We start from the raw sequence: 25,523 nt of genomic DNA, 5'->3' as shown, positions 1-25,523 counted from the left end.
CGGTCGCCTACCGTGCCGGCGCCCCGTCCCCGGTGCGGCGCAACGGCAGGACCAGGGCGAGCATGACCAGGACGACGAGCAGGGGCGGCGCGAGGGGCGCGAGCTCCTCCCGCCACACCCAGCAGCCCACCGCGGTGAGATACAGAACGCCCCAGCGCACCGGCCAGACCTGCCGTCCGCCCGTGGTCGCGAGCACCGTCGCGAGCAGCGAACCCAGAGGTATGAGGCACAGCGGCAGGCAGACCAGCGGCACCCATCCCAGCATCGGTCCGGGTCCGTCGAGTCCCATGACGTCGGCGAGGAAGGCGGCCGTCTCGGCGTACAACGCCCCGTCGACCGGCCGTGGTTCCCAGCCGACCGCCACGGGAGCGGCGTACAGGGCGAGCAGCGCGGCGGCCAGCGCGGCCCCGGGCAGCCACGGCTCCTGCCGGGCGCACAGCGTCACCGAGGCCACGAACACGACGAGCAGCAGCCCGCCTGCGGCGAGGGTGGTGATCGGTAGCCCTTCCAGGAGCTGCCGACCTGTCAGCACGGCTTCGGGTGCGCCGCCGAGCCAGGGCAGGTCGCGCAGTGGCACCCAGAAGAGCACGGTGGCCAGTCCCAGCAGGGCCCATAGGGCACCTCTGAGACGCCGCTCGCCGGTGTCGTCGTTGGGTAGGGACGACAGGGCGGCCGCGCGGGTGCCGGACGGCGGTGACGGCGCCACGGTGTCCGGGACGGTGGACGTCCCCGTCTGCCGGTCGGCTTCCCGATACCCGCCCTGCTGTCGAACCGCACCCGAAGGGCGTGCTGCGCCCGGCTCCGACTCGTCGTCCCGGTCCTGCTCGGCGTCCCGCCGGTCCTGCTCGGCATCCGGGTACGGCGCCTCCGACTCAGGCACGGCCTCCCGAAGCGGCGCGTCCGACTCAGGCACGCCGTCCCGCAACGGCGCGTCCGACTCAGGCACGCCGTCCCGCAACGGCGCGTCCGACTCAGGCACGCCGTCCCGCAACGGCGCGTCCGACTCAGGCACGCCGTCCCGAAGCGGCGCCTCCGGCTGGTGCGGCCGGACGATCAGTGCCAGCGTGTCCGCCTGCAGCGCCTCGCGTTCGTATCCGGGACGGCCGATGAACAGGGTGACCGTGTCCTCGTCGGCGTCCTTCTCCTCGTACGCCGCCCGACGGGCCCCACTCGTGCCGTACCCGGCGGTGGCGTTCAGCCGGGCCCAGCGGGTGCCGTAGGAGGCCGTGGCCGGGGGCCGGTCCGCGGGCAGGTCGCTGCGGCGCAGCGCCGAGCGCAGCCCGACGACGGAGACGGCGGCGACCAGCGACATGCTGAGCAGCACCGCCCACCCCGCGCCCGCGATCCCAGCCGGGGTGAACAGCACGGCCGCGCTGCCCAGCACCAGCGTGCACATCGCGCCCTGGAGCGCGGCGAGCACCCCGGTGCGGCCCTGGACGCGGAGCACCCCGATGTAGAGCTCCACGACGACCCTCGGCAGGGCGCCGAGGGCGAGCAGTCGCAGCACCGTGGAGCCGTGCTCGGCGTAGTCCGGGCTGAACGGGGCGAGGATCTGCGGCGCGAACAGCACCAGGACCAGCACGACCGGCACCAGCAGCAGCGTCATGCGGCGCAGCGCCCCGCGGACGCCCTCGGCGAGCTGCCGCGGATCGTGCGAGGCGTGCGCGGTGAGGGAGGAGGCCATGTTGATGGCCATGAACTCCATCGTGCCGCCGACGGTGTACGCCACGTAGAAGTAGCCGTTCTCGGCGGCGCTGAAGCGGACCGCGACCATCACCGGCAGCAGGTTGATCATCGCCAGGCTGAACAGCGCGCCGAGCGAGTCCCCGGCCAGGAAGCGGCCCATGTCCCGGACCTTGGGCGGCTGCACATGACGGTCGGCGGCGGCCTGCCGCGGGATGAGCCTGCGGAAGATCAGCCAGCCCAGCGGCAGGGTGGAGAAGGCGATCGCCACGGCCCAGGACACGAAGATGCCGAGCACGGGCAGCGCGCCGGCCAGGACGACGAGCAGGACGAGCTTCCCGACGGAGAACACCGCGTTCCCGGCCGGCACCCACTCGGCCTTGCGCAGCCCGGTGAGCACCCCGTCCTGGAGGGTGAGCAGCGCCCAGGCCACGCACGCGGCGACGAACACCGCGCCCGCGGCGGGTGTGCCGAGCGGCGCGTACGACGCTCCCCACTGGTCGAGCGTGAGCAGGAAGACGAAGGCGGCCAGGGCGACGACCAGCGAACTGGCCGCGTACGTGCCCCACACCAGCCGCGCCGTCTGCCGGCCCGCGCGGGGGACGAAGCGGACCACGGCCCCGATCATCGTCGTGGCCGTGATGCTGGCGAGCAGCCGCATCGCGGCGATCGCGGCGGAGCCCTGCCCGACGGCGTCCTCCGAGTAGTAGCGCGCGGCCACCAACCAGAACCCGAGGCCGAGCACGGCGGAGACGCCGGTGCTGAGCATCAGGAAATAGGCGTTCTTGAACAGGGAGTCGGAGCCGGGCGCGCCGTCGGCGGGCGTCGGCCCGCCGGCGGCGCGCTCCTCGGCGTGCTCGTGCACCTGGACCTCAGCCACGGGTCGGCCCCAGCCCTCCCGTGGTCGGATCCCGCGGGGCCCGTCCCCCCGGCGCCTCGACCGGCTGTGCCCCGGACCGCTCCAGGACCTCGACGACGTCCCGGGCCCGCAGCGGATCGACGGGCAGCGCGTGCCGAGCGAACCAGCGGGCCGCCTCGGGCGCGGGCGACGGGTCGGTGAAGTCCGTGCCCGCGTAGTCGTCCAGGGGCGGGTCGTAGAGGTATCCGACGACGATGCCCCGCCGTGCGAGTGCCGCGATCGCCGCATCCCGGTCCGCCACGAACAGCGGCACCCGGAACAGCGGCTGCGCACCCCCGGTCGGTTTCGCCCACTTCGTGGACAGCAGCAGGTCCGTCCCCGCCCGGCAGGCGTCCAGCACGTCGTCCAGCCGCTCCAGCTTGCGCCCGATGCGCCGCAGCCGCGTCCGGCCGGGCGCCAGGCGGTAGTCGTGCATGTCGACCCGGACCCACGGGTCGTGCGCGTCGAGCCCCGGTGCCGACCGACCCGCGCGGGCCAGTTCCTGCGGGCGCAACGGCATCCGGATCTCCTCGCGCTCCGTCAGACCCAGCCGCCGCATCGCGGCCCAGGCGGCACCCCTCAGACCGAGGCCCCGCACGGCGCCCTCCGCGTACGGCCGTACCACGTAGGCGAGTTCGGCCGATGCCCGGCGCGGAAGGAGCAGCTCCGCGCAGGTCCGGCCCACCGCCTCCCGCAGGCCCGGGTCGGCGAGGGCGAGAAAGCCCCCGGCCTTGGCGCCGACGTGCTTGGAGAGGCTGAAGACGGCGGCGTCACCCCACGCCCCGACCGGCCGGCCGCCCACCTCGCTGCCGACGGCGTGCGCCCCGTCCTCGAACAGCGGAATCCCCAATTCGTCGCATTTCTTCCGCAGTTCGGGAGCCGGGTCGGGGTTCCCGTACAAGTTCGTGGTCAGGACGGCCGACAGCGAGCTCCACACCTCGCCCGGCACGGCATCGATGTCGATGGACGCGTCGAGCGGATGCAACGGCGCCTGCACGGGCCTCAGTCCGGCCGCGAGCACGACGAAGAAGATGACGTCGTCGTTGACCGGCGACATGAGCACCCGGCCACCGGGCGGGCACCAGTGGCGCAACGCCACGAACAACCCGAACCGGCACGACGGTACATACAGGCATTCCCGGCCGCTGAGTCGGCCGCGCATGGTCTCTTCCAGCCGTTTCGGCTGCGAGCCCGGGCGCGCCGAGCCACGGCCGGCCCCTCCACTGGCCATCCGTCCCCCTGGTGTGCCATGGAAGGGCCCCCTCCCCGAGGCCTTCCGGCACCCGCCCAGAGTCGCCCCGTTCGCACCGCTCCGTCAAGATTGCGTGCCGTTCTGTGGATAACTTCCGGTGCGTGAGCGCAAGCGGTGCCCCGCGTGCCGACTGCCCGCACCGCCACGTCCTCGGTTCGGCCCAGCCGACTCCTCCCGCTCCGCCCCGCCAACCCTCCCGCCCTGCCCCGCCGACCCCTCCGGCTCTGCCCAGGACGGGCGTGGCCCACGTAACGTGTGGCCCACCCACGGACCCGTGGAGCACATGGCGCACACGAAAGCGAGGCAGCACCCGATGCCCCCCTTCGATGTCCCCGAGGGCGACCCCTTCGGCCCGCACAACCTGCCGTACGGCGTGTTCTCCCTCCCCGGCTCACCGGAGCGGAGGGTGGGCGTCCGGCTGGGCGACCACGTCCTCGACGCCGGCGCGGCGGCCCACGCGCTCGGCTCCCCGTACGCCTCCCTCCTCGCGCGGCCCACCCTGAACCCGCTCCTGGCCGCCGGCCGCACGGCCTGGTCGGACGTCCGACGGGCACTGACGGCGTGGGTGACCGTGCCGTCGCACCGGGAGACCGTCGGGCCGCTGTTCCACCCCCTGTCCTCGGTCACCCTGCACCTCCCCTTCGAGGTGGCGGACTACGTCGACTTCTACGCCTCCGAGAACCACGCCCGGAACGTCGGCCAGATCTTCCGCCCCGACGCGGCCGACTCACTGACCCCCAACTGGAAGCACCTGCCGATCGGCTACCACGGCCGCTCGGGCACAGTCGTGGTCTCCGGCACGGACGTCGTTCGCCCGGCAGGGCAGCGCAAGGCTCCCGCCGACGCCGCGCCCGTCTTCGGGCCGTCCGTCCGGCTGGACATCGAGGCCGAGGTCGGTTTCGTGGTCGGAGTGCCGTCGCCGCTCGGCACACCGGTGCCGCTGGGCGACTTCCGGGAGCACGTCTTCGGCCTCTGCCTCCTCAACGACTGGTCCGCGCGCGACATCCAGGCCTGGGAGTACGTCCCGCTCGGCCCGTTCCTCGGCAAGTCCTTCGCCACGTCGGTGTCTGCGTGGATCACCCCGCTGGACGCCCTGGAGGAGGCCCGGGTCGCACCGCCGGAGCGGACCCACCCGCTACTTCCGTATCTGGACGACGCGGAGGAGGAGCGGGGCGGCTACGACCTGCGGATCTCCGTGGAGATCAACGGCCATCTGGTCTCCGAGCCGCCCTTCTCCACCATGTACTGGACGGCCGCCCAGCAACTTGCCCACATGACCGTCAACGGCGCCTCCCTGCGCACCGGCGACCTGTACGGCTCCGGCACGGTGAGCGGCCCCGAGCCGTCCCAGCGCGGCTCCCTGCTGGAACTGACCTGGAACGGCCGCGACCCGCTCGAACTGCCCGACGGCAAGCGGACGTTCCTGGAGGACGGCGACGTGGTCACCCTGTCGGCCTGGGCCCCCGGCCCGTCGGGCCTCCGGGTGGGCCTGGGCCAGGTGACGGGACGGGTGGTACCGGCGGGGTGAGGCCGGGGCCTGAAGCCGGGCGGTGATGGCGGGCGTCGGCGGAGGAGGCGGCTGACGGGCGGAGGTCTCCTGGGGGACGGGCCGAGCCTGTCCGGCAGCTGGCGGGTGAAGGACGCCAGGAGACGGAGGCGGATGCCGGCCCGGGTGAAGGACGCCACGCAGAGGGAGCGGCCGGCGGGCGGAGCATCCAGCCGGAGTCGGGCCGAAAGCCGCTCCCGCGTCCATGAGATGTGCGCCGACTCCTGACTCGCACCGCCCGTCGCCGTCATACTTGGCGTCGGGCGGTGTGCATGCGCGCGTCACGCACTCCCGCGAGGTGCGCACCTTCGCGCCCGGCACACCGATCGCGCTCGTCGCGGTCGCCCGATGCGCACGGCCGCCGCCCAGCACCGCACGACCCGAAGCCGCCCTTCTTCCGACCAGGATCCGGAGCCCGTGGATGATCGTCTGCCTGCTCCTGCTGAGCGTTGTCGCCGTGACGGCCGCCGTCCCCATTCCGCGTGCGCTGACGCGGGCCGCGTGGCCCGAACGGGAACCGGTGGTCGCACTCTGGGTGTGGCAGTGCCTGGTCGCCACCGTCCTGCTGTGCTGCCTGACGGCCCTCGCCCTCGGCGCCGCCGCCGTCTTCGGCACCGTCCGCGCCCAGCTGTTCGCCCCGGCTCCGCCGGCGGTGACGGAGGCGTACGACCTCTCGTCGGCCCCGGTCTGGGCGACCGCGCTCACCGTCCTGCTGGCCTGCGGTGCCGCCTGGACGACGGCGATGCTCGCCCGTGAGCTGGTCGAGGCCCGCCGACGCCGCGCCCAGGCCCGCGCCCACCTGAGGGAACGCGCGCCCGACCTCCCCGTCGGCCTGCCCGCCGCCCGCGGCCCTCTCCTGGTCCTGGAGGACGAGTACCCGGACGCCTGGTGGATGCCGGGCAACCCGCCCCAGCTGATCGTCACCACCGGCGCCCTGCAGCGCCTCACCGACCACCAGATCGACGCCGTCCTCACCCACGAGCGCGGTCACGCCCGCGCCCGACACGACTGGCTGCTGCACCTGTCCACCGCACTGGCCACCGGCTTCCCCCGCATCCCTCTGTTCGCCCACTTCTGCGACCAGACCCACCGGCTGGTCGAACTGGCCGCCGACGACACGGCCTCCCGCCGCTGCGGCCACCTCACCACGGCGCTGGCCCTGATCGAGCTCAACCAGCACCGCGGCGTCCTGTCCTGCGCCTCCAGCCACCGCCTGCTGGGCGAGCGGGTCGACCGGCTCCTGGAACCCCCGCCACGACTGGGCCGCAGACACCGCGCCCTGACGACGACGGTGGCCGCGCTGGTCCCCCTGGTCCCGCTGCTGATCGCGTTCGCACCGGGGCTGAGGGCCCTGTCCTAGCCGGGTCTCGTGCCCCGGCCAGCCGTCCTGCCCGGCCGCCGGAGCCGGGCACCCGTCCCCGACCGTCAGCGCATCCTGACCGGCCGCCGGAGTTGGACACCCGTGCCTGTCCGCCAGGGCGCCCTGCCCACGGCCGACAGAGCCGGGCCCTGACCGTCAGGCCCTCCCTCCGGGCCTACGTCCAGTCGTCCGGCTCGGGTTCGCCCCAGTCCTCCTCCGGCGCCACGTCACTCGACGCGGTCACAGCGCTCGACGGGGCCACAGCGCTCGACGGCGGTGCGCCTTCGCCGGGCGATGCGCCCAGGGACGCCAGCACCCCGAGCACCCCTTCCCCGTACGTCGCCAGCTTCTTCTCGCCCACGCCGCTGACACCGCCGAGCTGCGCCACCGACGTGGGCCACACCGCGACGATCTCCCGGAGCGTGGCGTCGTGGAAGATGACGTACGCCGGGACGCCCTGCTCGCGGGCCTGCTCCGCGCGCCAGGCCCGCAGCGCCTCGAACGCGGGGAGCAGCTCGTCGGGCAGCTCGGCGGCGGCGGACTTCGGCTTGCGCTCGCCCCGCCCGGAGCCCGCCGAACCGGAGCCCGAGGACGCCGACCGCGAGGTCACCGGCTTCTTCGGCTCCTTGCGCAGCGGCACCTCCCGCTCCCGCCGCAGCACCGCTCCGCTGGCCTGCGTCAGCACCAGCGTGCCGTACTCCCCCTCGACCGCGAGGAGTCCCTGGGCGAGCAACTGCCGGATGACGCCCCGCCATTCGCCCTCGGTCAGCTCCTCGCCGATGCCGAACACGGACAGCTGGTCGTGGTCGAACTGGATCACCTTGGCCGTGCGCCTGCCCAGCAGGATGTCCACGATCTGCACCGCGCCGAACTTCTGGCCCCGCTCCCGCTGCAGCCGCACCACCGTCGACAGCACCTTCTGCGCCGCGATCGTGCCGTCCCAGGTCTCCGGCGGGGTCAGGCAGGTGTCGCAGTTGCCGCAGCCCGCCGCGTCGGGGTCCTGGCCGAAGTAGGCGAGGAGCTGGCCTCGGCGGCACTGGGCCGTCTCGCACAGGGCGAGCATCGCGTCCAGGTGTGCCTGGGCGCGCCGCCGGAAGGCCTCGTCCCCCTCGCCGGACTGGATCAGCTTGCGCTGCTGTATGACGTCGTTGAGCCCGTACGCCATCCATGCCGTCGACGGCAGTCCGTCCCGGCCCGCCCGTCCCGTCTCCTGGTAGTAGCCCTCGACCGACTTCGGCAGGTCGAGATGGGCGACGAACCTGACGTCCGGCTTGTCGATGCCCATGCCGAAGGCGATCGTCGCGACGACCACCAGGCCGTCCTCCCGGAGGAAACGCGACTGGTGCGCCGCGCGGGTGCCCGCGTCCAGGCCCGCGTGGTACGGCACCGCCTCGATGCCGTTGCGGGTGAGGAACTCGGCCGTCTTCTCGACGGAGTTGCGCGAGAGGCAGTACACGATGCCCGCGTCGCCCGGGTGCTCCTCGCGCAGGAAGGTGAGCAGCTGCTTCTTCGGGTCCGCCTTCGGAACGATCCGGTACTGGATGTTGGGCCGGTCGAAGCTCGCCACGAAGTGCCGGGCACTCGGCATGTTCAGCCGCTCGGTGATCTCCCGGTGCGTGGCCCGGGTGGCCGTCGCCGTGAGCGCGATCCTCGGCACGTCCGGCCAGCGCTCACCCAGCAGCGACAGTGTGAGGTAGTCGGGCCGGAAGTCGTGCCCCCATTGCGAGACGCAGTGCGCCTCGTCGATGGCGAAGACGGAGATCTTCCCACGCGCGAGCAGGTCGAGCGTGGAGTCGAGCCGGAGCCGCTCCGGCGCCAGATACAGCAGGTCCAGCTCCCCGGCCAGGAACTCGGCCTCGACCGTCCGCCGCTCGTCGAAGTCCTGCGTGGAGTTCACGAACCCGGCCCGCACGCCGAGCGCCCGCAGGGCGTCCACCTGGTCCTGCATCAGCGCGATGAGGGGCGAGACGACGACGCCCGTGCCCGGTCTGACCAGGGCCGGGATCTGGTAGCACAGCGACTTGCCGGCGCCGGTGGGCATGAGCACGACGGCATCGCCACCGGCCACCACGTGCTCGACGACGGCCTCCTACTCACCCCGGAAGGCCTCGTATCCGAAGACCCGGTGCAGCGTGGCCAGCGCCTCGCTCTGCGTCACTGCCATCTCGGCGATACCGCCCGTCCCACCCATCGTCGTGTCCCCCGTACGTCGTCCCTCGACCACTGCGTCCACGATAGGGGGCGGCGCCGACAGCGCCCCGAGTTGTCCACAGGCCATCCGTACCGCCTGCGTCAAGGACACGATCACCGTTCACACGTTCCCGGGAGACCTGTCCGTTTCCGGCGGATAGTCTGAACGCACCGGCGAGACTCCGTCCCATGGGAGCACTGATGGGCGGCGCATCGAAGGCGTCCCCGCCCACCTGGCCGATCCCGCCGGAGGGCGGCTGGACCGCCGACGATCTGGACCGGCTTCCGAACCTGCCTCCGCACACGGAACTGATCGACGGGAGCCTCGTCTTCGTCAGTCCGCAGACTCTCTTCCACTCACGCGCTGTCGACCTTCTTCCACTGGCAGCTCCAGTCCCTGGCCCCGGCGGAGTTCGAGGTCATCCGTGAGTTCACCATCGACATCGACCGCCAGAACCGGCCCGAGCCGGTTGTGATCGTGGTGCGCGGGGATGTGGTGGAGGACCCGGAGCAGACCCGGTATCCCGCTGCGGCGGTGGTGCTGACCATCGAGGTCGTCTCGGCGGACTCGGTGTCCCGGGACCGCGAGACCAAGCCGCTGAAGTACGCCTGGGCCGGCATCCCCCACTACTGGCGCGTGGAGAACGAGAAGGGCCTCGCCGCCGTGCACGCCTTCGAGCTGGAACCCACCACCGGCGCCTACGTCAGCGTGGGCATCTTCCGCGAGCGGATGAAGGTGAGCGCACCGTTCCCCGTGGACCTGGATCTCACCGGGATCAAACCGCGCCGCGGCAGCGGCGAGTAATCCCCCCAGCGACGGAGCGGCCCGGCACCCCACCAGGGGGTGCCGGGCCGCTCCGCACGGGAAAGCGCCGCGTCAGCGCACGAACACCCCCGCCTGACCCGCCAGATCCAGGAAGTACTGCGGCGCCACACCCAGCACCAGCGTGACCGCAACGCCGACCCCGATCGCCGTCATGGTCAGCGGCGACGGCACCGCCACCGTCGGTCCCTCGGGCTTCGGCTCGCTGAAGAACATCAGGACGATCACACGGATGTAGAAGAACGCCGCGATGGCCGACGAGATCACGCCGATCACGACCAGCGGGGCCGCCCCGCCCTCCGCCGCCGCCTTGAACACGGCGAACTTCCCGGCGAAGCCGGAGGTCAGCGGGATGCCCGCGAAGGCCAGCAGGAACACCGCGAACACGGCCGCCACCAGCGGGGACCTGCGCCCCAGCCCGGCCCACTTGGACAGGTGGGTCGCCTCGCCGCCCGCGTCCCGCACCAGCGTGACCACGGCGAAGGCGCCGATCGTCACGAACGAGTACGCGGCCAGGTAGAACAGGACCGACGACACACCGTCCGGCGTGGTCGCGATGACACCCGCGAGGATGAAGCCCGCGTGCGCGATCGACGAGTACGCCAGCAGCCGCTTGATGTCGGTCTGCGTGATCGCGACGATCGCACCGCCCAGCATGGTGACGATCGCGACGCCCCACATGACCGGCCGCCAGTCCCAGCGCAGACCGGGGAGCACGACGTACAGGATCCGCAGCAGCGCGCCGAACGCCGCCACCTTGGTCGCGGCCGCCATGAAGCCGGTCACCGGCGTCGGGGCACCCTGGTACACGTCCGGGGTCCACATGTGGAACGGCACGGCACCCACCTTGAACAGCAGGCCCATGACCAGCAGCCCCGCGCCGACCAGCAGCAGCGCGTCGTTGCCCATGGTGGCGGCGAGCGCCGGGGTGACGTCCTGGACGGTGCCGTCGACGACCTGTGCGATCGTGGCGTACGACATCGAGCCCGCGTAGCCGTACAGCAGCGCGATGCCGAACAGCGTGAACGCCGAGGCGAACGCGCCGAGCAGGAAGTACTTGACCGCCGCCTCCTGCGACATCAGCCGCTTGCGGCGGGCCAGCGCGCACATCAGGTACAGCGGGAGCGAGAAGACCTCCAGCGCCACGAACAGCGTCAGCAGGTCGTTGGCCGCCGGGAAGATCAGCATTCCGGCGACCGCGAAGAGCAGCAGCGGGAACACCTCGGTGGTGGTGAACCCGGCCTTCACGGCCGCCTTCTCGCTGTCGCTGCCCGGTACGGACGCGGCCTGCGCGGCGAAGGAGTCGACGCGGTTGCCGTGCACCAGCGGGTCCAGCCGCCGCTCGGCGAAGGTGAACAGGCCGACCAGGCCCGCCAGCAGGATCGTGCCCTGCAGGAAGAGCGCCGGTCCGTCGACGGCGATCGCGCCCATCGCCGCGATGCGCGCCTTGGTCGTGCCGTACCCGTCGGCCGCGAGCGCGACGACCGCGGCGAAGGCGGCGGCCAGTGCGACGACGGACACGAACATCTGGACGTAGTAACGGGACTTGCGCGGCACGAGCGCCTCGACCAGCACCCCGACGATCGCCGCGCCGACGACGATCAGGGTGGGCGACATCTGCCCGTACTCGAACTTCGGTGCGTCGATCTTCGAGATCGGATCGGCCGCGGTTGTCCACAGGCTGTGGACGACTGATGCGCTCACTTGGCCGCCTCCACCTCGGGCTGGGGGTCCTTCTTCTGAACGTCGGACATGGTCTGCTTCACCGCCGGGTTGACGATGTCCGTGACGGGCTTCGGGTAGACGCCCAGGAAGATCAGGAGCGCGACCAGCGGGGCGACGACCACGAGCTCGCGCACACGCAGGTCCGGCATCGCGGCCACCTCGGGCTTCACCGGGCCCGTCATCGTCCGCTGGTAGAGGACGAGGGTGTAGAGCGCGGCGAGGACGATGCCGAAGGTGGCGATGATGCCGATCACCGGGTAGCGCGTGAACGTGCCGACCAGGACCAGGAACTCACTGACGAACGGCGCCAGTCCCGGCAGCGACAGGGTCGCCAGGCCGCCGATCAGGAACGTGCCGGCGAGCACTGGTGCGACCTTCTGCACCCCGCCGTAGTCGGCGATGAGCCGCGAGCCGCGCCGGGAGATCAGGAAGCCGGCCACCAGCATCAGCGCGGCGGTCGAGATGCCGTGGTTGACCATGTAGAGCGTCGCGCCCGACTGGCCCTGGCTGGTCATCGCGAAGATGCCCATGATGATGAAGCCGAAGTGCGAGATCGACGCGTAGGCGATCAGGCGCTTGATGTCGCGCTGGCCGACGGCGAGCAGCGCCCCGTAGATGATGCTGATCAGGGCGAGGACGAGGATGGCCGGCGTCGCCCACGTGCTCGCCTCCGGGAACAGCTGGAGACAGAAGCGGAGCATCGCGAAGGTGCCCACCTTGTCGACGACCGCCGTGATGAGCACGGCGACCGGGGCGGTCGACTCCTGCATGGCGTTGGGCAGCCAGGTGTGCAGCGGCCACAGCGGCGCCTTCACCGCGAAGGCGAAGAAGAAGCCGAGGAACAGCCAGCGTTCCGTGCTGGTCGCCATGTCGAGCGAGCCGTTGGCGCGGGCCTCGGCGATCTCCTGGAGGCTGAAGTTCCCGGCGACCACGTACAGGCCGATCACCGCGGCCAGCATGATCAGACCGCCGACCAGGTTGTAGAGCAGGAACTTCACCGCCGCGTACGACCGTTGCGTGGAGGCCGCCTGCTCGCCGTGCTCGTGGGCACGGTCCCCGAAGCCGCCGATGAGGAAGTACATCGGGATCAGCATGGCTTCGAAGAAGATGTAGAAGAGGAAGACGTCGGTGGCCTCGAAGGAGAGGATCACCATCGCCTCGACGGCCAGGATCAGGGCGAAGAAGCCCTGAGTGGGCCGCCACCGCTTGCTGCCGGTCTCCAGCGGGTCGGCGTCGTGCCACCCCGCGAGGATGATGAACGGGATCAGGACCGCCGTGAGCGCGATCAGCGCCACCGCGATGCCGTCCACGCCCAGCTCGTACCGGACCCCGAAGTCCTTGATCCAGGCGTGGGACTCGGTGAGCTGGTAGCGGTCGCCGCCCGGGTCGAAGCGGACCAGTACCGTGATGGCCAGCGCGAGCGTGGCCAGCGAGAAGAGCAGCGCCAGCCACTTGGCGACGGTGCGCTTCGCGGCCGGTACGGCGGCCGTGGCGATCGCCCCGACGGCCGGGAGGACCGCCGTCGCTGTCAGCAGGGGAAAGGACATCGGTATCAGACCGCCCTCATCAGCAGGGTCGCGGCGACGAGGATCGCCGCGCCGCCGAACATCGAGACCGCGTAGGAGCGGGCGAAGCCGTTCTGCAGCCTGCGCATCCGCCCGGACAGGCCGCCGACCGAGGCCGCCGTGCCGTTGACGACCCCGTCGACCAGGGTGTGGTCGACGTACACCAGGGAGCGCGTCAGGTGCTCACCGCCGCGTACCAGGACGACGTGGTTGAAGTCGTCCTGCAGCAGGTCGCGGCGGGCGGCCCGGGTGAGCAGCGACCCGCGCGGGGCGACCGCCGGCACCGGGCGGCGCCCGTACTGCGCCCAGGCGAGGGCGACGCCGAGGACCATCACGGCCACCGTGGACAGCGTGACCGTCAGGGCGCTGATCGGGGCGTGGCCGTGGTCGTGCCCGGTGATCGGCTCCAGCCAGTGCAGGAAGCGGTCACCGATGCTGAAGAACGCGCCGCCCGCCACCGATCCCACCGCCAGCACGATCATCGGGAGCGTCATGACCTTGGGCGACTCGTGCGGGTGCGGCTCGGCGTACTCGCCGCGCGTCTCGGCCGCCGGCTCCACGCTGGGCTCGGCCGGGGACGGCGTCGGGGCGTGGCGCCAGCGCTCCTCGCCGAAGAACGTCATCAGCATCACGCGCGTCATGTAGTACGCGGTGATGGCCGCGCCGAGCAGGGCGCAGCCGCCGAGGATCCAGCCCTCGGTGCCGCCCTTGGCGAACGCCGCCTCGATGATCTTGTCCTTGGAGAAGAAGCCGGACAGGCCCGGGAAGCCGATGATGGCGAGGTAGCCGAGGCCGAAGGTCACGAAGGTGATCGGCATGTACTTCCTCAGGCCGCCGTACCTCCTCATGTCCACCTCGTCGTTCATGCCGTGCATGACCGAACCGGCGCCGAGGAACAGCCCGGCCTTGAAGAAGCCGTGCGTCACCAGGTGCATGATCGCGAATACGTAGCCGATGGGGCCGAGGCCCGCGGCCAGCACCATGTAGCCGATCTGCGACATGGTCGAACCGGCCAGCGCCTTCTTGATGTCGTCCTTCGCGCAACCCACGATCGCACCGAACAGGAGCGTGACCGCGCCGACGATGGTGACGACCAGTTGCGCGTCCGGCGCCCCGTTGAAGACGGCGGCGGAGCGGACGATCAGGTAGACGCCGGCGGTCACCATGGTGGCCGCGTGGATGAGGGCGGAGACCGGGGTCGGGCCCTCCATCGCGTCCCCGAGCCAGGACTGCAGCGGCACCTGGGCGGACTTGCCGCAGGCGGCGAGCAGCAGCATCAGGGCGATCGCGGTGAGCTTGTCCTCGCCGGCCGCGCCGGCGAGTCCGGCCTCCTCGTGGGTGCCGAGGACCGGCCCGAAGGCGAAGGTGCCGAACCAGAGGAACATCAGCATGATCGCGATCGACAGGCCCATGTCGCCGACGCGGTTGACCAGGAAGGCCTTCTTCGCGGCCGTCGCGGCGCTGGGCTTGTGCTGCCAGAAGCCGATCAGCAGGTAGGAGGCTAGACCGACGCCCTCCCAGCCGACGTACAGCAGCAGGTAGTTGTCGGCGAGGACGAGCAGCAGCATCGCCGCGAGGAACAGGTTCAGGTAGCCGAAGAAGCGGCGGCGCCGCTCGTCGTGCTCCATGTACCCGACCGAGTACAGGTGGATCAGCGAGCCGACGCCCGTGATCAGCAGCACGAACGTCATCGACAGCTGGTCGAGGCGGAAGGCCACGTCGGCCTGGAAGCCCTCGACCGGGACCCAGCTGAACAGGTGCTGCGTCAGGGTGCGGTCGGCGGCGTCCGCGCCGAGCATGTCGGTGAACAGGACGAGGCCGAGCACGAAGGACACGCCCGCGAGCAGCGTGCCGATCCAGTGGCCGACGGCGTCCAGTCTGCGGCCGCCGCACAGCAGGACCGCCGCTCCGAGCAGGGGCGCCGCCACCAGCAGCGCAATCAGGTTCTCTGCGTTAGTCACGGTTCAGCGACCCCTCACAGCTTCATCAGGCTGGCGTCGTCGACCGAGGCCGAGTGGCGGGAACGGAACAGGGACACGATGATCGCGAGCCCGACCACGACCTCCGCGGCGGCGACGACCATCGTGAAGAACGCGATGATCTGGCCGTCGAGGTTGCCGTGCATCCGGGAGAAGGCGACGAACGCGAGGTTGCAGGCGTTGAGCATGAGCTCGACGCACATGAACACGACAATCGCGTTGCGCCTGATCAGCACGCCGGTGGCGCCGATCGTGAACAACAGGGCCGCGAGATAGAGGTAGTTGACCGGGTTCACTTCGACGCCTCCTCGGGCCGCTTGAAGGTCGCCGGCTCGATGGCCTTGCGCTCCAGGCGCTCCTCGGCCCGCTGCTCCAGGGCCCGCAGGTCGTTGAGCGCCTCCTGCGACACGTCACGGATCTGGCCGCGCTCGCGCAGCGTCTTGCTGACGGTGAGCTCGGACGGGGTGCCGTCCGGCAGCAGACCGGCGATGTCCACCGCGTTGTGCCGGGCGTACACGCCGGGCGCGGGCAGCGGCGGGATGTACGTGCCCTCCCGGATGCGCTGTTCGGCCATCTCGCGCTGTGTCCTGGTGCGCTCCGTGCGCTCCCGGTGGGTGAGCACCATGGCACCGACGGCGGCCGTGATGAGCAGGGCACCGGTGATCTCGAACGCGAAGACGTACTTGGTGAACAGCAGGGCCGCGATGCCCTCCACGTTGCCGTTCGCGTTGGCCTGGCCGATGCCGTTGAACTCCGTGAGGGCGGCGTTGCCGATGCCCGCGATCAGCAGGACGCCGAAGCCGAGCCCGCACAGCAGGGCCAGCCAGCGCTGCCCCTTGATGGTCTCCTTCAGGGAGTCCGCCGCGGTGACACCGACGAGCATCACCACGAACAGGAACAGCATCATGATCGCGCCGGTGTAGACGATGATCTGGACGACGCCCAGGAAATAGGCACCGTTGGCGAGGTAGAACACCGCGAGGACGATCATGGTCCCGGCCAGGCAGAGCGCGCTGTGCACGGCCCTCTTCATGAAGACGGTGCACAGGGCGCCGATCACGGCAATGGTGCCGAGGATCCAGAACTGGACCGCCTCTCCGGTGGAGGTGGTGTAGGCGGCGAGTGGCGTGGTCATCGGCCGATCACCTTCTCCGACGCCGGCTCGGTCCCTCCGAAGGTGGAGTCGGCCTCCTGGACGACCTCGCCCTCGGAGTGGGCGACCTGCCGTTCCGTGCCGGGCGCGGCCTCGGTCACCAGGCCCCGGTAGTAGTCCTGTTCGTCCGTGCCCGGGTACATGGCGTGGGGAGGCTCGACCATGCCCTCCTCCAGACCGGCGAGCAACTGCTCCTTGGTGTAGATGAGGTTGGCGCGGCTGGAGTCGGCCAGCTCGAACTCGTTGGTCATCGTCAGCGCGCGCGTGGGGCACGCCTCGATGCACAGGCCGCACAGGATGCAGCGGGCGTAGTTGATCTGGTAGACGCGGCCGTACCGCTCGCCCGGCGAGTAGCGCTCCTCCTCCGTGTTGTCCGCGCCCTCGACGTAGATCGCGTCGGCCGGGCAGGCCCAGGCGCACAGTTCACAGCCGACGCACTTCTCCAGGCCGTCCGGATGGCGGTTGAGCTGGTGCCGTCCGTGGAAGCGCGGAGCCGTGGTCTTGTGCTGCTCTGGGTACTGCTCGGTGAGCCGCTTCTTGAACATGGCCTTGAAGGTCACGCCGAAGCCGGCCACGGGGTTCTGGAAGCCAGGCTTCGACTGCCCGGCCTCCTGGGGCTCCTCAGCCATCGGACGCCTCCTTTCCATCCGTAGGTCCGCCCACAGGTCCGTCACTCTGAGTATCGGGCCCACCACTGACAATCAGCTCCCGCTCACGGCGGGGGCGGCGCCGCGGCACGGGCGGCATCTCCTGTCCGGGCAGCGGCGGTACGGGGAATCCGCCCGCCATCGGGTCGAAGGCGGCCGGCGCCTCGGCGGCCTTCTCGGCCGTCCTCGTCCTCTCGCGGAACATGTCCGCGACGAAGGAGAGCAGGAGCAGGGCGAGGACGCCGCCGCCGATGTAGAGGGCGATGTCGGTGAAGTCGTAGCCCTCGTTGCGCAGGGCGCGCACGCTGGCGACGAGCATCAGCCACACCAGCGAGACCGGGATGAGCACCTTCCAGCCGAGCTTCATCAGCTGGTCGTAGCGGACCCTCGGGAGAGTGCCGCGGATCCAGACGAAGAAGAACAGCAGCAGCTGCACCTTCACGGTGAACCAGAGCAGCGGCCACCAGCCGTGGTTGGCGCCCTCCCAGAAGGTGCTGACCGGCCACGGGGCGCGCCAGCCGCCGAGGAACAGCGTGGTGGCGACGGCCGAGACGGTGACCATGTTGACGTACTCGGCGAGCATGAACATCGCGAACTTGATCGACGAGTACTCCGTGTTGAAGCCGCCGACCAGGTCGCCCTCGGACTCCGGCATGTCGAAGGGGGCCCGGTTGACCTCGCCGACCATCGTCACGATGTAGATCAGGAAGGACAGCGGCAGCAGGACGATGTACCAGCGGTCGCTCTGCGCCTCGACGATCGCCGACGTCGACATCGACCCCGAGTACAGGAACACGGAGGCGAAGGCGGCGCCCATGGCGATCTCGTACGAGATCATCTGCGCGCACGACCGCAGACCGCCGAGCAGGGGATACGTCGATCCGGAGCTCCAGCCGGCCAGCACGATGCCGTAGATGCCGACCGAGGCCACCGCGAGGATGTAGAGCATCGCGATCGGCAGGTCGGTGAGCTGCATCGTGGTGCGCTGGCCGAAGATCGAGATCTCGTTGCCGGCCGGGCCGAAGGGGATCACCGCGATCGCCATGAAGGCCGGGATGGCCGCGACGATCGGCGCGAGGACGTACACCACCTTGTCCGCGCGCTTGACGACGACGTCCTCCTTGAGCATCAGCTTGATGCCGTCGGCGAGCGACTGGAGCATGCCCCAGGGGCCGTGCCGGTTGGGGCCGATGCGCAGCTGCATCCAGGCGACGACCTTGCGCTCCATGACGATGGAGATCAGCACGGTCACCATCAGGAAGGCGAAGCAGAACACCGCCTTGATGACGACCAGCCACCACGGGTCGTGGCCGAACACGGAGAGGTCTTCTGCGGCGAGGTACGGGCTCATGCCTCCACCTCCTTGGGGGCCTCGCCGACGAGCGTCGCCGGGCCGATGCGGACGAGGGAGCCGGGACGCGCGCCGGTGTCGGAGGCGACGCCCCCGCCGGTGGAGTTCAGCGGCAGCCACACCACCCGGTCCGGCATCTCGGTGATGCGGAGCGGGAGTTCCACCGTTCCGGTGCTCGCTGTCACCGCGATGAGGTCGCCGTCGTCAACCCCCGCCTCGGCGGCCGTGGCGGCCGACACGCGCGCGTACGCGGCGTGCCGGGTGCCTGCGAGCGCCTCGTCGCCCTCCTGGAGGACGCCCTGGTCGAGGAGCAGGCGGTGCCCGGCGAGCACGGCCTCTCCGGCGGCCGGGCGCGGCAGCGCGCTCGCGGTCTCCAGGGGTTCGGTGGCGCGCGGGCCGTCCCAGGCGCCGAGCCGGTCGATCTCCGCGCGCGTGGTGCGCAGGTCCGGCAGTCCCAGGTGGACGTCCATGGCGTCGGCGAGCATCTGCAGCACGCGTCCGTCGGTGGGCGCCACCGGGCGGGTCATCTGGTCGGGCTTGAGCGCGGCCTCGAAGAAGCGGATCCGGCCTTCCCAGTTGAGGAAGGTGCCGGCCTTCTCGGCGACCGTGGCGACGGGCAGGACGACGTCGGCCTTCTCGGTGATCTCACTGGGCCGCAGCTCCAGCGACACCAGGAAGCCCACCTCGTCGAGGGCCTCACGCGCGCGTGCCGGGTCGGGCAGGTCGGCGACCTCCACGCCCGCCACCAGCAGCGCCTGGAGTTCGCCGGCCGCGGCGGCCTCGACGATCTGGCCGGTGTCCCGGCCGTAGCGGTGCGGGAGGTCGGCGACGCCCCAGACGGTGGCGACCTCCTCCCGGGCGCGCGGGTCGGTCGCCGGGCGTCCGCCCGGCAGCAGCGACGGCAGCGCGCCGGCCTCGACGGCACCGCGCTCCCCGGCCCGGCGCGGGATCCACGCCAGCCGGGCACCGGTCGCGGAGGCGGCGCGTACGGCGGCGGTGAGACCGCCCTCCACCGCGGCCAGCCGCTCACCGACCACGATCACGGCGCCCTCGGTGCGCAGCCCCTCCGCGGCCCTGGCACCGTCACCCTCCAGGCCGACACCGCTCGCGAGCGCGTCCAGCCACTCGGTCTCGGTGCCGGGAGCGGCCGGCAGCAGCGTTCCGCCGGCCTTGTGAAGACCGCGCGTGGCGTGCGTGGCCAGGGCGAACACCTTCTGCCCGTGCTTGCGCCAGGCCTTGCGCAGCCTCAGGAAGACCCCGGGCGCCTCCTCCTCGGCCTCGAAGCCGGCCAGCAGGACGGCCGGCGCCTTCTCCAGGGAGGTGTACGTGACGCCCGTACCGTCGAGGTCACGGCCCCGGCCCGCGATCTGCGCGGCGAGGAAGTCGGCCTCCTCACCGCTGTGCACGCGCGCGCGGAAGTCGATGTCGTTGGTGTCGAGCGCCACGCGCGCGAACTTGCTGTAGGCGTAGGCGTCCTCGACGGTGAGCCGGCCACCGGTCAGCACTCCGGTGCGGCCCCGGGAGGCGAGGAGCCCCTGGGCCGCGATCTGCAGGGCCTCCGGCCAGGAGGCCGGCTCCAGCTCGCCCTCGGCGTTGCGCACGAGCGGCGTGGTGAGCCGGTCCCGCAGCTGCGCGTACCGGAACGCGAACCGTCCCTTGTCGCAGATCCACTCCTCGTTGACCTCGGGGTCGTAGCTCGCGAGGCGCCGCATGACCTTGCCGCGCCGGTGGTCGGTGCGCGTGGCGCAGCCGCCGGAGCAGTGCTCGCAGACGGACGGCGAGGAGACGAGGTCGAAGGGGCGGGAGCGGAATCGGTACGCCGCCGAGGTCAGCGCGCCGACCGGGCAGATCTGGATGGTGTTGCCGGAGAAGTACGACTCGAAGGGGTCGCCCTCACCGGTGCCGACCTGCTGGAGCGCGCCCCGCTCGACCAGCTCGATCATCGGGTCGCCGGCGATCTGGTTGGAGAACCGGGTGCAGCGGGCGCACAGCACGCACCGCTCCCGGTCCAGCAGCACCTGCGTGGAGATGGGGACGGGCTTCTCGTAGGTGCGCTTCCTGCCGTCGAAGCGGGACTCGGCGTCGCCGTGCGACATCGCCTGGTTCTGCAGAGGGCACTCGCCGCCCTTGTCGCAGACCGGGCAGTCCAGCGGGTGGTTGATGAGCAGGAGCTCCATCACACCCTTCTGGGCCTTCTCGGCGACCGGCGAGGTGAGGTGGGTCTTGACCACCATCCCGTCGGTGCAGGTGATGGTGCAGGACGCCATGGGCTTGCGCTGCCCCTCGACCTCGACGATGCACTGGCGGCACGCGCCGGCCGGGTCGAGGAGGGGGTGGTCGCAGAACCGGGGGATCTCGATGCCGAGCTGCTCGGCGGCCCGGATGACCAGGGTGCCCTTGGGCACGCTGATCTCGATGCCGTCGATCGTCAGCGTCACGAGGTCTTCCCTCGGGACCGCCGCCTCTCCCCCGCCCGAGGGAGCGCTGGTGGTCACGGTCATGCGTTCACCTCCGTGCGGTCGGCCCAGGCCGTCGACTTGGCCGGGTCGAAGGGGCAGCCCCGGCCCGTGATGTGCTGCTCGTACTCCTCGCGGAAGTACTTGAGCGAGGAGAAGATCGGCGAGGCGGCACCGTCGCCGAGGGCGCAGAAGGACTTGCCGTTGATGTTGTCGGCGATGTCGTTCAGCTTGTCGAGGTCGGACATCTGTCCCTTGCCGGCCTCGATGTCGCGCAGCAGCTGCACGAGCCAGTAGGTCCCTTCGCGGCAGGGCGTGCACTTGCCGCAGGACTCGTGGGCGTAGAACTCGGTCCAGCGGGTGACGGCCCGCACCACGCAGGTCGTCTCGTCGAAGCACTGCAGAGCTTTCGTGCCGAGCATGGAACCCGCGGCGCCCACTCCTTCGTAATCAAGAGGGACGTCGAGGTGCTCGTCGGTGAACATCGGGGTCGAGGAGCCGCCCGGCGTCCAGAACTTCAGGCGGTGCCCGGGCCGCATGCCGCCGCTCATCTCGAGGAGCTGGCGGAGGGTGATCCCGAGCGGCGCCTCGTACTGGCCGGGGTTGGCGACGTGGCCGGACAGCGAGTACAGCGTGAAGCCCGGGGACTTCTCGCTGCCCATCGACCGGAACCAGTCCTTGCCCCGGTTCATGATCGCGGGAACCGACGCGATCGATTCGACGTTGTTCACCACAGTCGGGCACGCGTAGAGGCCCGCGACAGCAGGGAAGGGGGGACGGAGCCGCGGTTGACCCCGGCGGCCTTCGAGCGAGTCCAGCAGCGCGGTCTCCTCACCGCAGATGTACGCGCCCGCGCCCGCGTGCACGGTGACGTCGAGGTCGAGTCCGCTGCCGAGGACGTCCTTGCCGAGGAAGCCCGCCGCGTACGCCTCGGCGACGGCCGAGTGCAACCGCCGCAGCACGGGGACGACTTCCCCGCGCAGATAGATGAAGGCGTGCGACGACCTGATGGCGTAGCACGCGATGACGATGCCCTCGATGAGGCTGTGCGGGTTCGCGAAGAGGAGCGGGATGTCCTTGCACGTCCCGGGCTCCGACTCGTCGGCGTTGACAACCAGATAGTGCGGCTTTCCATCTCCCTGGGGGATGAACTGCCACTTCATTCCCGTGGGGAAGCCCGCGCCGCCGCGCCCGCGCAGGCCGGAGTCCTTGACGTACGCGATCACGTCGTCCGGCGACATGGCGAGCGCCTTGCGCAGCCCCTCGTACCCGTCGTGCCTTCGGTACACGTCCAGCGTCCAGGACCTGTCCTCGTCCCAGAAGGACGACAGCACGGGTGCGAGCAGCTTCTCGGGGCTCATGTCCTTCAGTTCGGGTGCCAAGGTCATCACTCCCCCTCCTCGGCGACAGGTCCGGCCGGGTGGGCAGGATCGGATGCCGATGTGTCCTGCGGCGCGTCGTGCGAGCTCAGGTGCTCCGTCGGTGACGGGTCGTGCGGCGGCTCGTCCCGAGGCGCTTCCCCGCGCGGGTGCACCACGCGCGCGGGAGCGGCCTCCCCCTTGGCCAGCTTCAGGCCCACCAGGGAAGCGGGTCCCGCGCTTCCTCCCGCCTCGACGGCGCCCTCGCGCTCGTCGGGGAAGCCCGCCAGGATCCGGGCGGTCTCCTTGAAGGTGCACAGCGGCGCCCCGCGCGTGGGCGTGACCGGCCGTCCCGCGCGCAGGTCGTCGACGAGGCGCTTGGCACTGGCCGGGGTCTGGTTGTCGAAGAACTCCCAGTTGACCATCACGACCGGGGCGAAGTCGCAGGCCGCGTTGCACTCGATGTGCTCCAGGGTGACCTTGCCGTCGTCGGTCGTCTCGCCGTTGCCGACGCCGAGGTGCTCCTGGAGCTCCTCGAAGATCGCGTCGCCGCCCATCACCGCGCACAAGGTGTTGGTGCAGACCCCGACCTGGTAGTCACCGCTCGGCCTGCGCCGGTACATGGTGTAGAAGGTCGCGACCGCGGTGACCTCGGCCGTGGTCAGGCCGAGCACGTCCGCGCAGAACCGCATCCCGGTGCGCGTGACGTGCCCCTCCTCCGACTGCACGAGGTGCAGCAGGGGCAGGAGGGCGGACCGGGAGTCCGGGTAGCGGGCGATGATCTGGCGCGCGTCCGTCTCCAGACGGGCCCGGACGTCGTCCGGGTAGGCGGGCGCGGGCAGTTCGGGCATGCCCAGGCTGACGCCCCGCTCGGAAGAAGAGGTGGTCACCGGTCGACGCCTCCCATCACGGGGTCGATGGACGCCACGGCGACGATGACGTCGGCGACCTGGCCGCCCTCGCACATCGCCGCCATGGCCTGCAGGTTGGTGAAGGACGGGTCGCGGAAGTGGACCCGGTAGGGGCGGGTGCCGCCGTCGGAGACGACGTGCACCCCTAGTTCGCCCTTGGGCGACTCGACCGCCGCGTACGCCTGTCCCGGCGGGACGCGGAAGCCCTCGGTGACCAGCTTGAAGTGGTGGATCAGGGCCTCCATGGAGGTGCCCATGATCTTCTTGATGTGGTCGAGGGAGTTGCCGAGGCCGTCCGGTCCCAGGGCGAGCTGGGCGGGCCAGGCGATCTTCTTGTCGGCGACCATGACGGGGCCGGGCTGGAGCCGGTCCAGGCACTGCTCGATGATCCTGAGCGACTGGCGCATCTCCTCCAGACGGATCAGGAAGCGGCCGTAGGCGTCGCAGGTGTCGGCGGTCGGGACGTCGAAGTCGTACGTCTCGTAGCCGCAGTACGGCTGGGCCTTGCGCAGGTCGTGCGGCAGGCCCGTAGAGCGCAGGATCGGGCCCGTCGCGCCGAGGGCCATGCAGCCGGCCAGGTCGAGGTAGCCGATGTCCTGCATGCGCGCCTTGAAGATGGGGTTCCCGGTGGCGAGCTTGTCGTACTCCGGGAGGTTCTTCTTCATCTTCTTCACGAACTCGCGGATCTGGTCCACCGCGCCGGGCGGCAGGTCCTGGGCAAGTCCGCCGGGGCGGATGTACGCGTGGTTCATCCGCAGGCCGGTGATCAGCTCGTAGATGTCGAGAATGAGTTCACGATCACGGAATCCGTAGATCATGATCGTCGTGGCGCCGAGCTCCATGCCGCCGGTGGCGATGCACACCAGGTGCGATGACAGCCGGTTCAGCTCCATCAGCAGCACCCGGATGATCGACGCCCGGTCCGGGATGTCGTCCTCGATGCCGAGGAGCTTCTCGACGCCCAGGCAGTACGCCGTCTCGTTGAAGAACGGCGTCAGGTAGTCCATGCGCGTCACGAACGTGGTGCCCTGGGTCCACGTCCGGTACTCGAGGTTCTTCTCGATGCCGGTGTGCAGGTAGCCGATGCCGCAGCGGGCCTCGGTGACCGTCTCGCCCTCGATCTCCAGGATCAGGCGGAGCACACCGTGCGTGGAGGGGTGCTGCGGGCCCATGTTGACGACGATGCGTTCGTCGTCGGCGCGGGCCGCGGACTGGACGACCTCGTCCCAGTCCCCGCCGGTGACCGTGTAGACGGTGCCCTCGGTGGTCTCGCGTGCCGAAGCGGCCGAGGCGGCGGCGTCGGATGCGGACGCGTGCGACGTGCTCATGAGTACGACCTCCGCTGGTCCGGAGCCGGGATCTGGGCGCCCTTGTACTCGACGGGAATGCCGCCGAGGGGGTAGTCCTTGCGCTGCGGATGGCCCTGCCAGTCGTCCGGCATCATGATCCGCGTCAGGGCCGGGTGACCGTCGAAGACGATGCCGAAGAAGTCGTACGTCTCGCGCTCGTGCCAGTCGTTCGTCGGATACACGGAGAACAGCGACGGGATGTGCGGGTCGCTGTCGGGGCAGCTGACGTCCAGGCGGATCAGCCGGTTGTGGGTGATCGAGCGCAGGTGGTAGACGGCGTGCAGCTCGCGGCCCTTGTCGTTCGGGTAGTGGACGCCGCTGACGCCGGTGCACAGCTCGAAGCGCAGGGCCGGGTCGTCGCGCAGGGTGCGGGCGACGCGGACCAGGTGCTCGCGTTCGATGTGGAAGGTGATCTCGTCGCGGTCGACGACCGTCTTCTCGATGGCGTTGTCGGGGAGCAGGCCCTGCTCCTCCAGCGCGCCCTCGAGTTCGTCGGCGACCTCGTCGAACCAGCCGCCGTAGGGACGGCTCGCCGGTCCCGGGAGCCGGACCGAGCGGACCAGGCCGCCGTAGCCGGAGGTGTCGCCGCCGTTGTTCGCGCCGAACATGCCGCGCTGGACGCGGATCTCCTCGCCGCCCTGGCCGCGCTGGCCGGGGAGATTGGAGGCGCTGAGGTCCTTCTCGGGGTTGACCCCGTGGTGGTTCGCGTCGCTCACCGCAGCAGCCCCTTCATCTCGATGGTGGGCAGGGCCTTCAGCGCCGCCTCCTCCGCCTCACGGGCCGCCTCCTCGGCGTTCACGCCGAGCTTGGAGTTCTGGATCTTCTGGTGGAGCTTGAGGATGGCGTCCATCAGCATCTCGGGCCGTGGCGGGCAGCCGGGGAGGTAGATGTCGACCGGCACGATGTGGTCGACGCCCTGGACGATGGCGTAGTTGTTGAACATGCCGCCCGAGGAGGCGCAGACCCCCATGGAGATCACCCACTTGGGGTTCGGCATCTGGTCGTAGACCTGCCGCAGCACCGGCGCCATCTTCTGGCTGACCCGGCCGGCGACGATCATCAGGTCGGCCTGGCGCGGCGAGCCGCGGAAGACCTCCATGCCGAAGCGCGCCAGGTCGTAGCGGCCGGCGCCGGTGGTCATCATCTCGATGGCGCAGCAGGCGAGGCCGAACGTGGCGGGGAAGACCGACGCCTTGCGCACCCAGCCCGCGGCCTGCTCGACGGTGGTCAGCAGGAAACCGCTCGGCAGCTTTTCTTCGAGTCCCATGACTTAAAGG

General features: G+C 70.9%; 17 protein-coding genes and 2 pseudogenes. 3 read left to right on the top strand and 16 right to left on the bottom strand.

From position 1 onward, the window contains the following. Positions 1–7 precede the first annotated feature (7 nt). The gene (locus ACFPZJ_RS31215; protein WP_381028637.1) at positions 8–2,563 is read right to left on the bottom strand and encodes a lipopolysaccharide biosynthesis protein; all 2,556 of its coding nucleotides are present in this window, start codon (positions 2,561–2,563) and stop codon (positions 8–10) included. Next, positions 2,556–3,812, bottom strand: coding sequence for a DegT/DnrJ/EryC1/StrS family aminotransferase (locus tag ACFPZJ_RS31210; protein ID WP_381028634.1), 1,257 nt, complete (start codon positions 3,810–3,812; stop codon positions 2,556–2,558). Before ACFPZJ_RS31210 ends, ACFPZJ_RS31215 begins: the two co-directional genes overlap by 8 nt. 334 nt (positions 3,813–4,146) lie before the next feature. On the opposite strand from ACFPZJ_RS31210, the gene fahA reads away from it, so the two are divergent. Together fahA and ACFPZJ_RS31200 are read left to right on the top strand one after the other, a co-directional pair. Beyond that, positions 4,147–5,361, top strand: a complete 1,215-nt coding sequence (gene fahA, locus ACFPZJ_RS31205; protein WP_381028631.1) for a fumarylacetoacetase — start codon at positions 4,147–4,149, stop codon at positions 5,359–5,361. A gap of 439 nt (positions 5,362–5,800) precedes the next feature. After that, on the top strand, positions 5,801–6,739 hold the full coding sequence (locus tag ACFPZJ_RS31200; protein ID WP_381028629.1) for a M56 family metallopeptidase: 939 nt from the start codon (positions 5,801–5,803) through the stop codon (positions 6,737–6,739). Between the two features lie 175 nt (positions 6,740–6,914). On the opposite strand, the pseudogene recQ reads toward ACFPZJ_RS31200, so the two are convergent. Further along, positions 6,915–8,930: pseudogene (gene recQ, locus ACFPZJ_RS31195) on the bottom strand (DNA helicase RecQ). Between the two features lie 200 nt (positions 8,931–9,130). Here recQ and ACFPZJ_RS31190 point away from each other — a divergent pair. Beyond that, positions 9,131–9,734 (top strand): annotated as a pseudogene (locus ACFPZJ_RS31190) (Uma2 family endonuclease). Positions 9,735–9,806: 72 nt separating this feature from the next. Here ACFPZJ_RS31190 and nuoN read toward each other — a convergent pair. The 13 genes from nuoN to ACFPZJ_RS31125 are packed head-to-tail and all read right to left on the bottom strand — an operon-like array spanning position 9,807 to position 25,513. After that, positions 9,807–11,456 (bottom strand): NADH-quinone oxidoreductase subunit NuoN, encoded by a 1,650-nt coding sequence (gene nuoN / locus ACFPZJ_RS31185; protein WP_381028627.1) that lies wholly within the window; start codon positions 11,454–11,456, stop codon positions 9,807–9,809. After that, on the bottom strand, positions 11,453–13,024 hold the full coding sequence (locus ACFPZJ_RS31180; RefSeq protein ID WP_381028625.1) for an NADH-quinone oxidoreductase subunit M: 1,572 nt from the start codon (positions 13,022–13,024) through the stop codon (positions 11,453–11,455). The genes nuoN and ACFPZJ_RS31180 overlap by 4 nt, the downstream gene beginning before the upstream one ends. A gap of 5 nt (positions 13,025–13,029) precedes the next feature. Continuing rightward, positions 13,030–15,003, bottom strand: a complete 1,974-nt coding sequence (gene nuoL / locus ACFPZJ_RS31175; RefSeq protein WP_381028622.1) for an NADH-quinone oxidoreductase subunit L — start codon at positions 15,001–15,003, stop codon at positions 13,030–13,032. 14 nt (positions 15,004–15,017) lie between these two features. After that, positions 15,018–15,317, bottom strand: coding sequence for an NADH-quinone oxidoreductase subunit NuoK (gene nuoK / locus ACFPZJ_RS31170; protein WP_004927567.1), 300 nt, complete (start codon positions 15,315–15,317; stop codon positions 15,018–15,020). After that, positions 15,314–16,156 (bottom strand): NADH-quinone oxidoreductase subunit J, encoded by an 843-nt coding sequence (locus tag ACFPZJ_RS31165; protein ID WP_381028620.1) that lies wholly within the window; start codon positions 16,154–16,156, stop codon positions 15,314–15,316. Before ACFPZJ_RS31165 ends, nuoK begins: the two co-directional genes overlap by 4 nt. After that, complete coding sequence (gene nuoI, locus ACFPZJ_RS31160) at positions 16,153–16,803, bottom strand: NADH-quinone oxidoreductase subunit NuoI (protein WP_381028618.1); 651 nt, start codon at positions 16,801–16,803, stop codon at positions 16,153–16,155. Before nuoI ends, ACFPZJ_RS31165 begins: the two co-directional genes overlap by 4 nt. Beyond that, positions 16,796–18,172: an NADH-quinone oxidoreductase subunit NuoH gene (gene nuoH, locus ACFPZJ_RS31155; protein WP_381028616.1), complete on the bottom strand. Its 1,377-nt coding sequence runs from the start codon at positions 18,170–18,172 to the stop codon at positions 16,796–16,798. The genes nuoI and nuoH overlap by 8 nt, the downstream gene beginning before the upstream one ends. Continuing rightward, positions 18,169–20,673 (bottom strand): NADH-quinone oxidoreductase subunit G, encoded by a 2,505-nt coding sequence (locus ACFPZJ_RS31150; protein ID WP_381028614.1) that lies wholly within the window; start codon positions 20,671–20,673, stop codon positions 18,169–18,171. Before ACFPZJ_RS31150 ends, nuoH begins: the two co-directional genes overlap by 4 nt. After that, a complete protein-coding gene (gene nuoF / locus ACFPZJ_RS31145; protein ID WP_381028612.1) occupies positions 20,670–22,016 on the bottom strand; it encodes an NADH-quinone oxidoreductase subunit NuoF in 1,347 nt (448 codons plus the stop codon). Before nuoF ends, ACFPZJ_RS31150 begins: the two co-directional genes overlap by 4 nt. After that, positions 22,016–22,876 (bottom strand): NADH-quinone oxidoreductase subunit NuoE, encoded by an 861-nt coding sequence (gene nuoE / locus ACFPZJ_RS31140; RefSeq protein WP_381028611.1) that lies wholly within the window; start codon positions 22,874–22,876, stop codon positions 22,016–22,018. The genes nuoF and nuoE overlap by 1 nt, the downstream gene beginning before the upstream one ends. After that, on the bottom strand, positions 22,873–24,225 hold the full coding sequence (locus ACFPZJ_RS31135) for an NADH-quinone oxidoreductase subunit D (RefSeq protein WP_381028608.1): 1,353 nt from the start codon (positions 24,223–24,225) through the stop codon (positions 22,873–22,875). The genes nuoE and ACFPZJ_RS31135 overlap by 4 nt, the downstream gene beginning before the upstream one ends. Beyond that, on the bottom strand, positions 24,222–24,962 hold the full coding sequence (locus ACFPZJ_RS31130) for an NADH-quinone oxidoreductase subunit C (protein WP_381028606.1): 741 nt from the start codon (positions 24,960–24,962) through the stop codon (positions 24,222–24,224). The genes ACFPZJ_RS31135 and ACFPZJ_RS31130 overlap by 4 nt, the downstream gene beginning before the upstream one ends. Then, positions 24,959–25,513 carry a NuoB/complex I 20 kDa subunit family protein gene (locus tag ACFPZJ_RS31125; RefSeq protein WP_009310345.1) on the bottom strand — a complete coding sequence of 185 codons (555 nt, stop codon included), beginning with the start codon at positions 25,511–25,513 and terminating at the stop codon, positions 24,959–24,961. Before ACFPZJ_RS31125 ends, ACFPZJ_RS31130 begins: the two co-directional genes overlap by 4 nt. Positions 25,514–25,523 lie beyond the last annotated feature (10 nt).

Source organism: Streptomyces bullii (genome assembly GCF_042657145.1).
GTDB classification, from domain to species: Bacteria; Actinomycetota; Actinomycetes; order Streptomycetales; family Streptomycetaceae; genus Streptomyces; species Streptomyces bullii.
The sequence above is the reverse complement of the archived record's forward strand: the minus strand, read 5'-3'. Positions and strand labels throughout refer to the sequence as shown.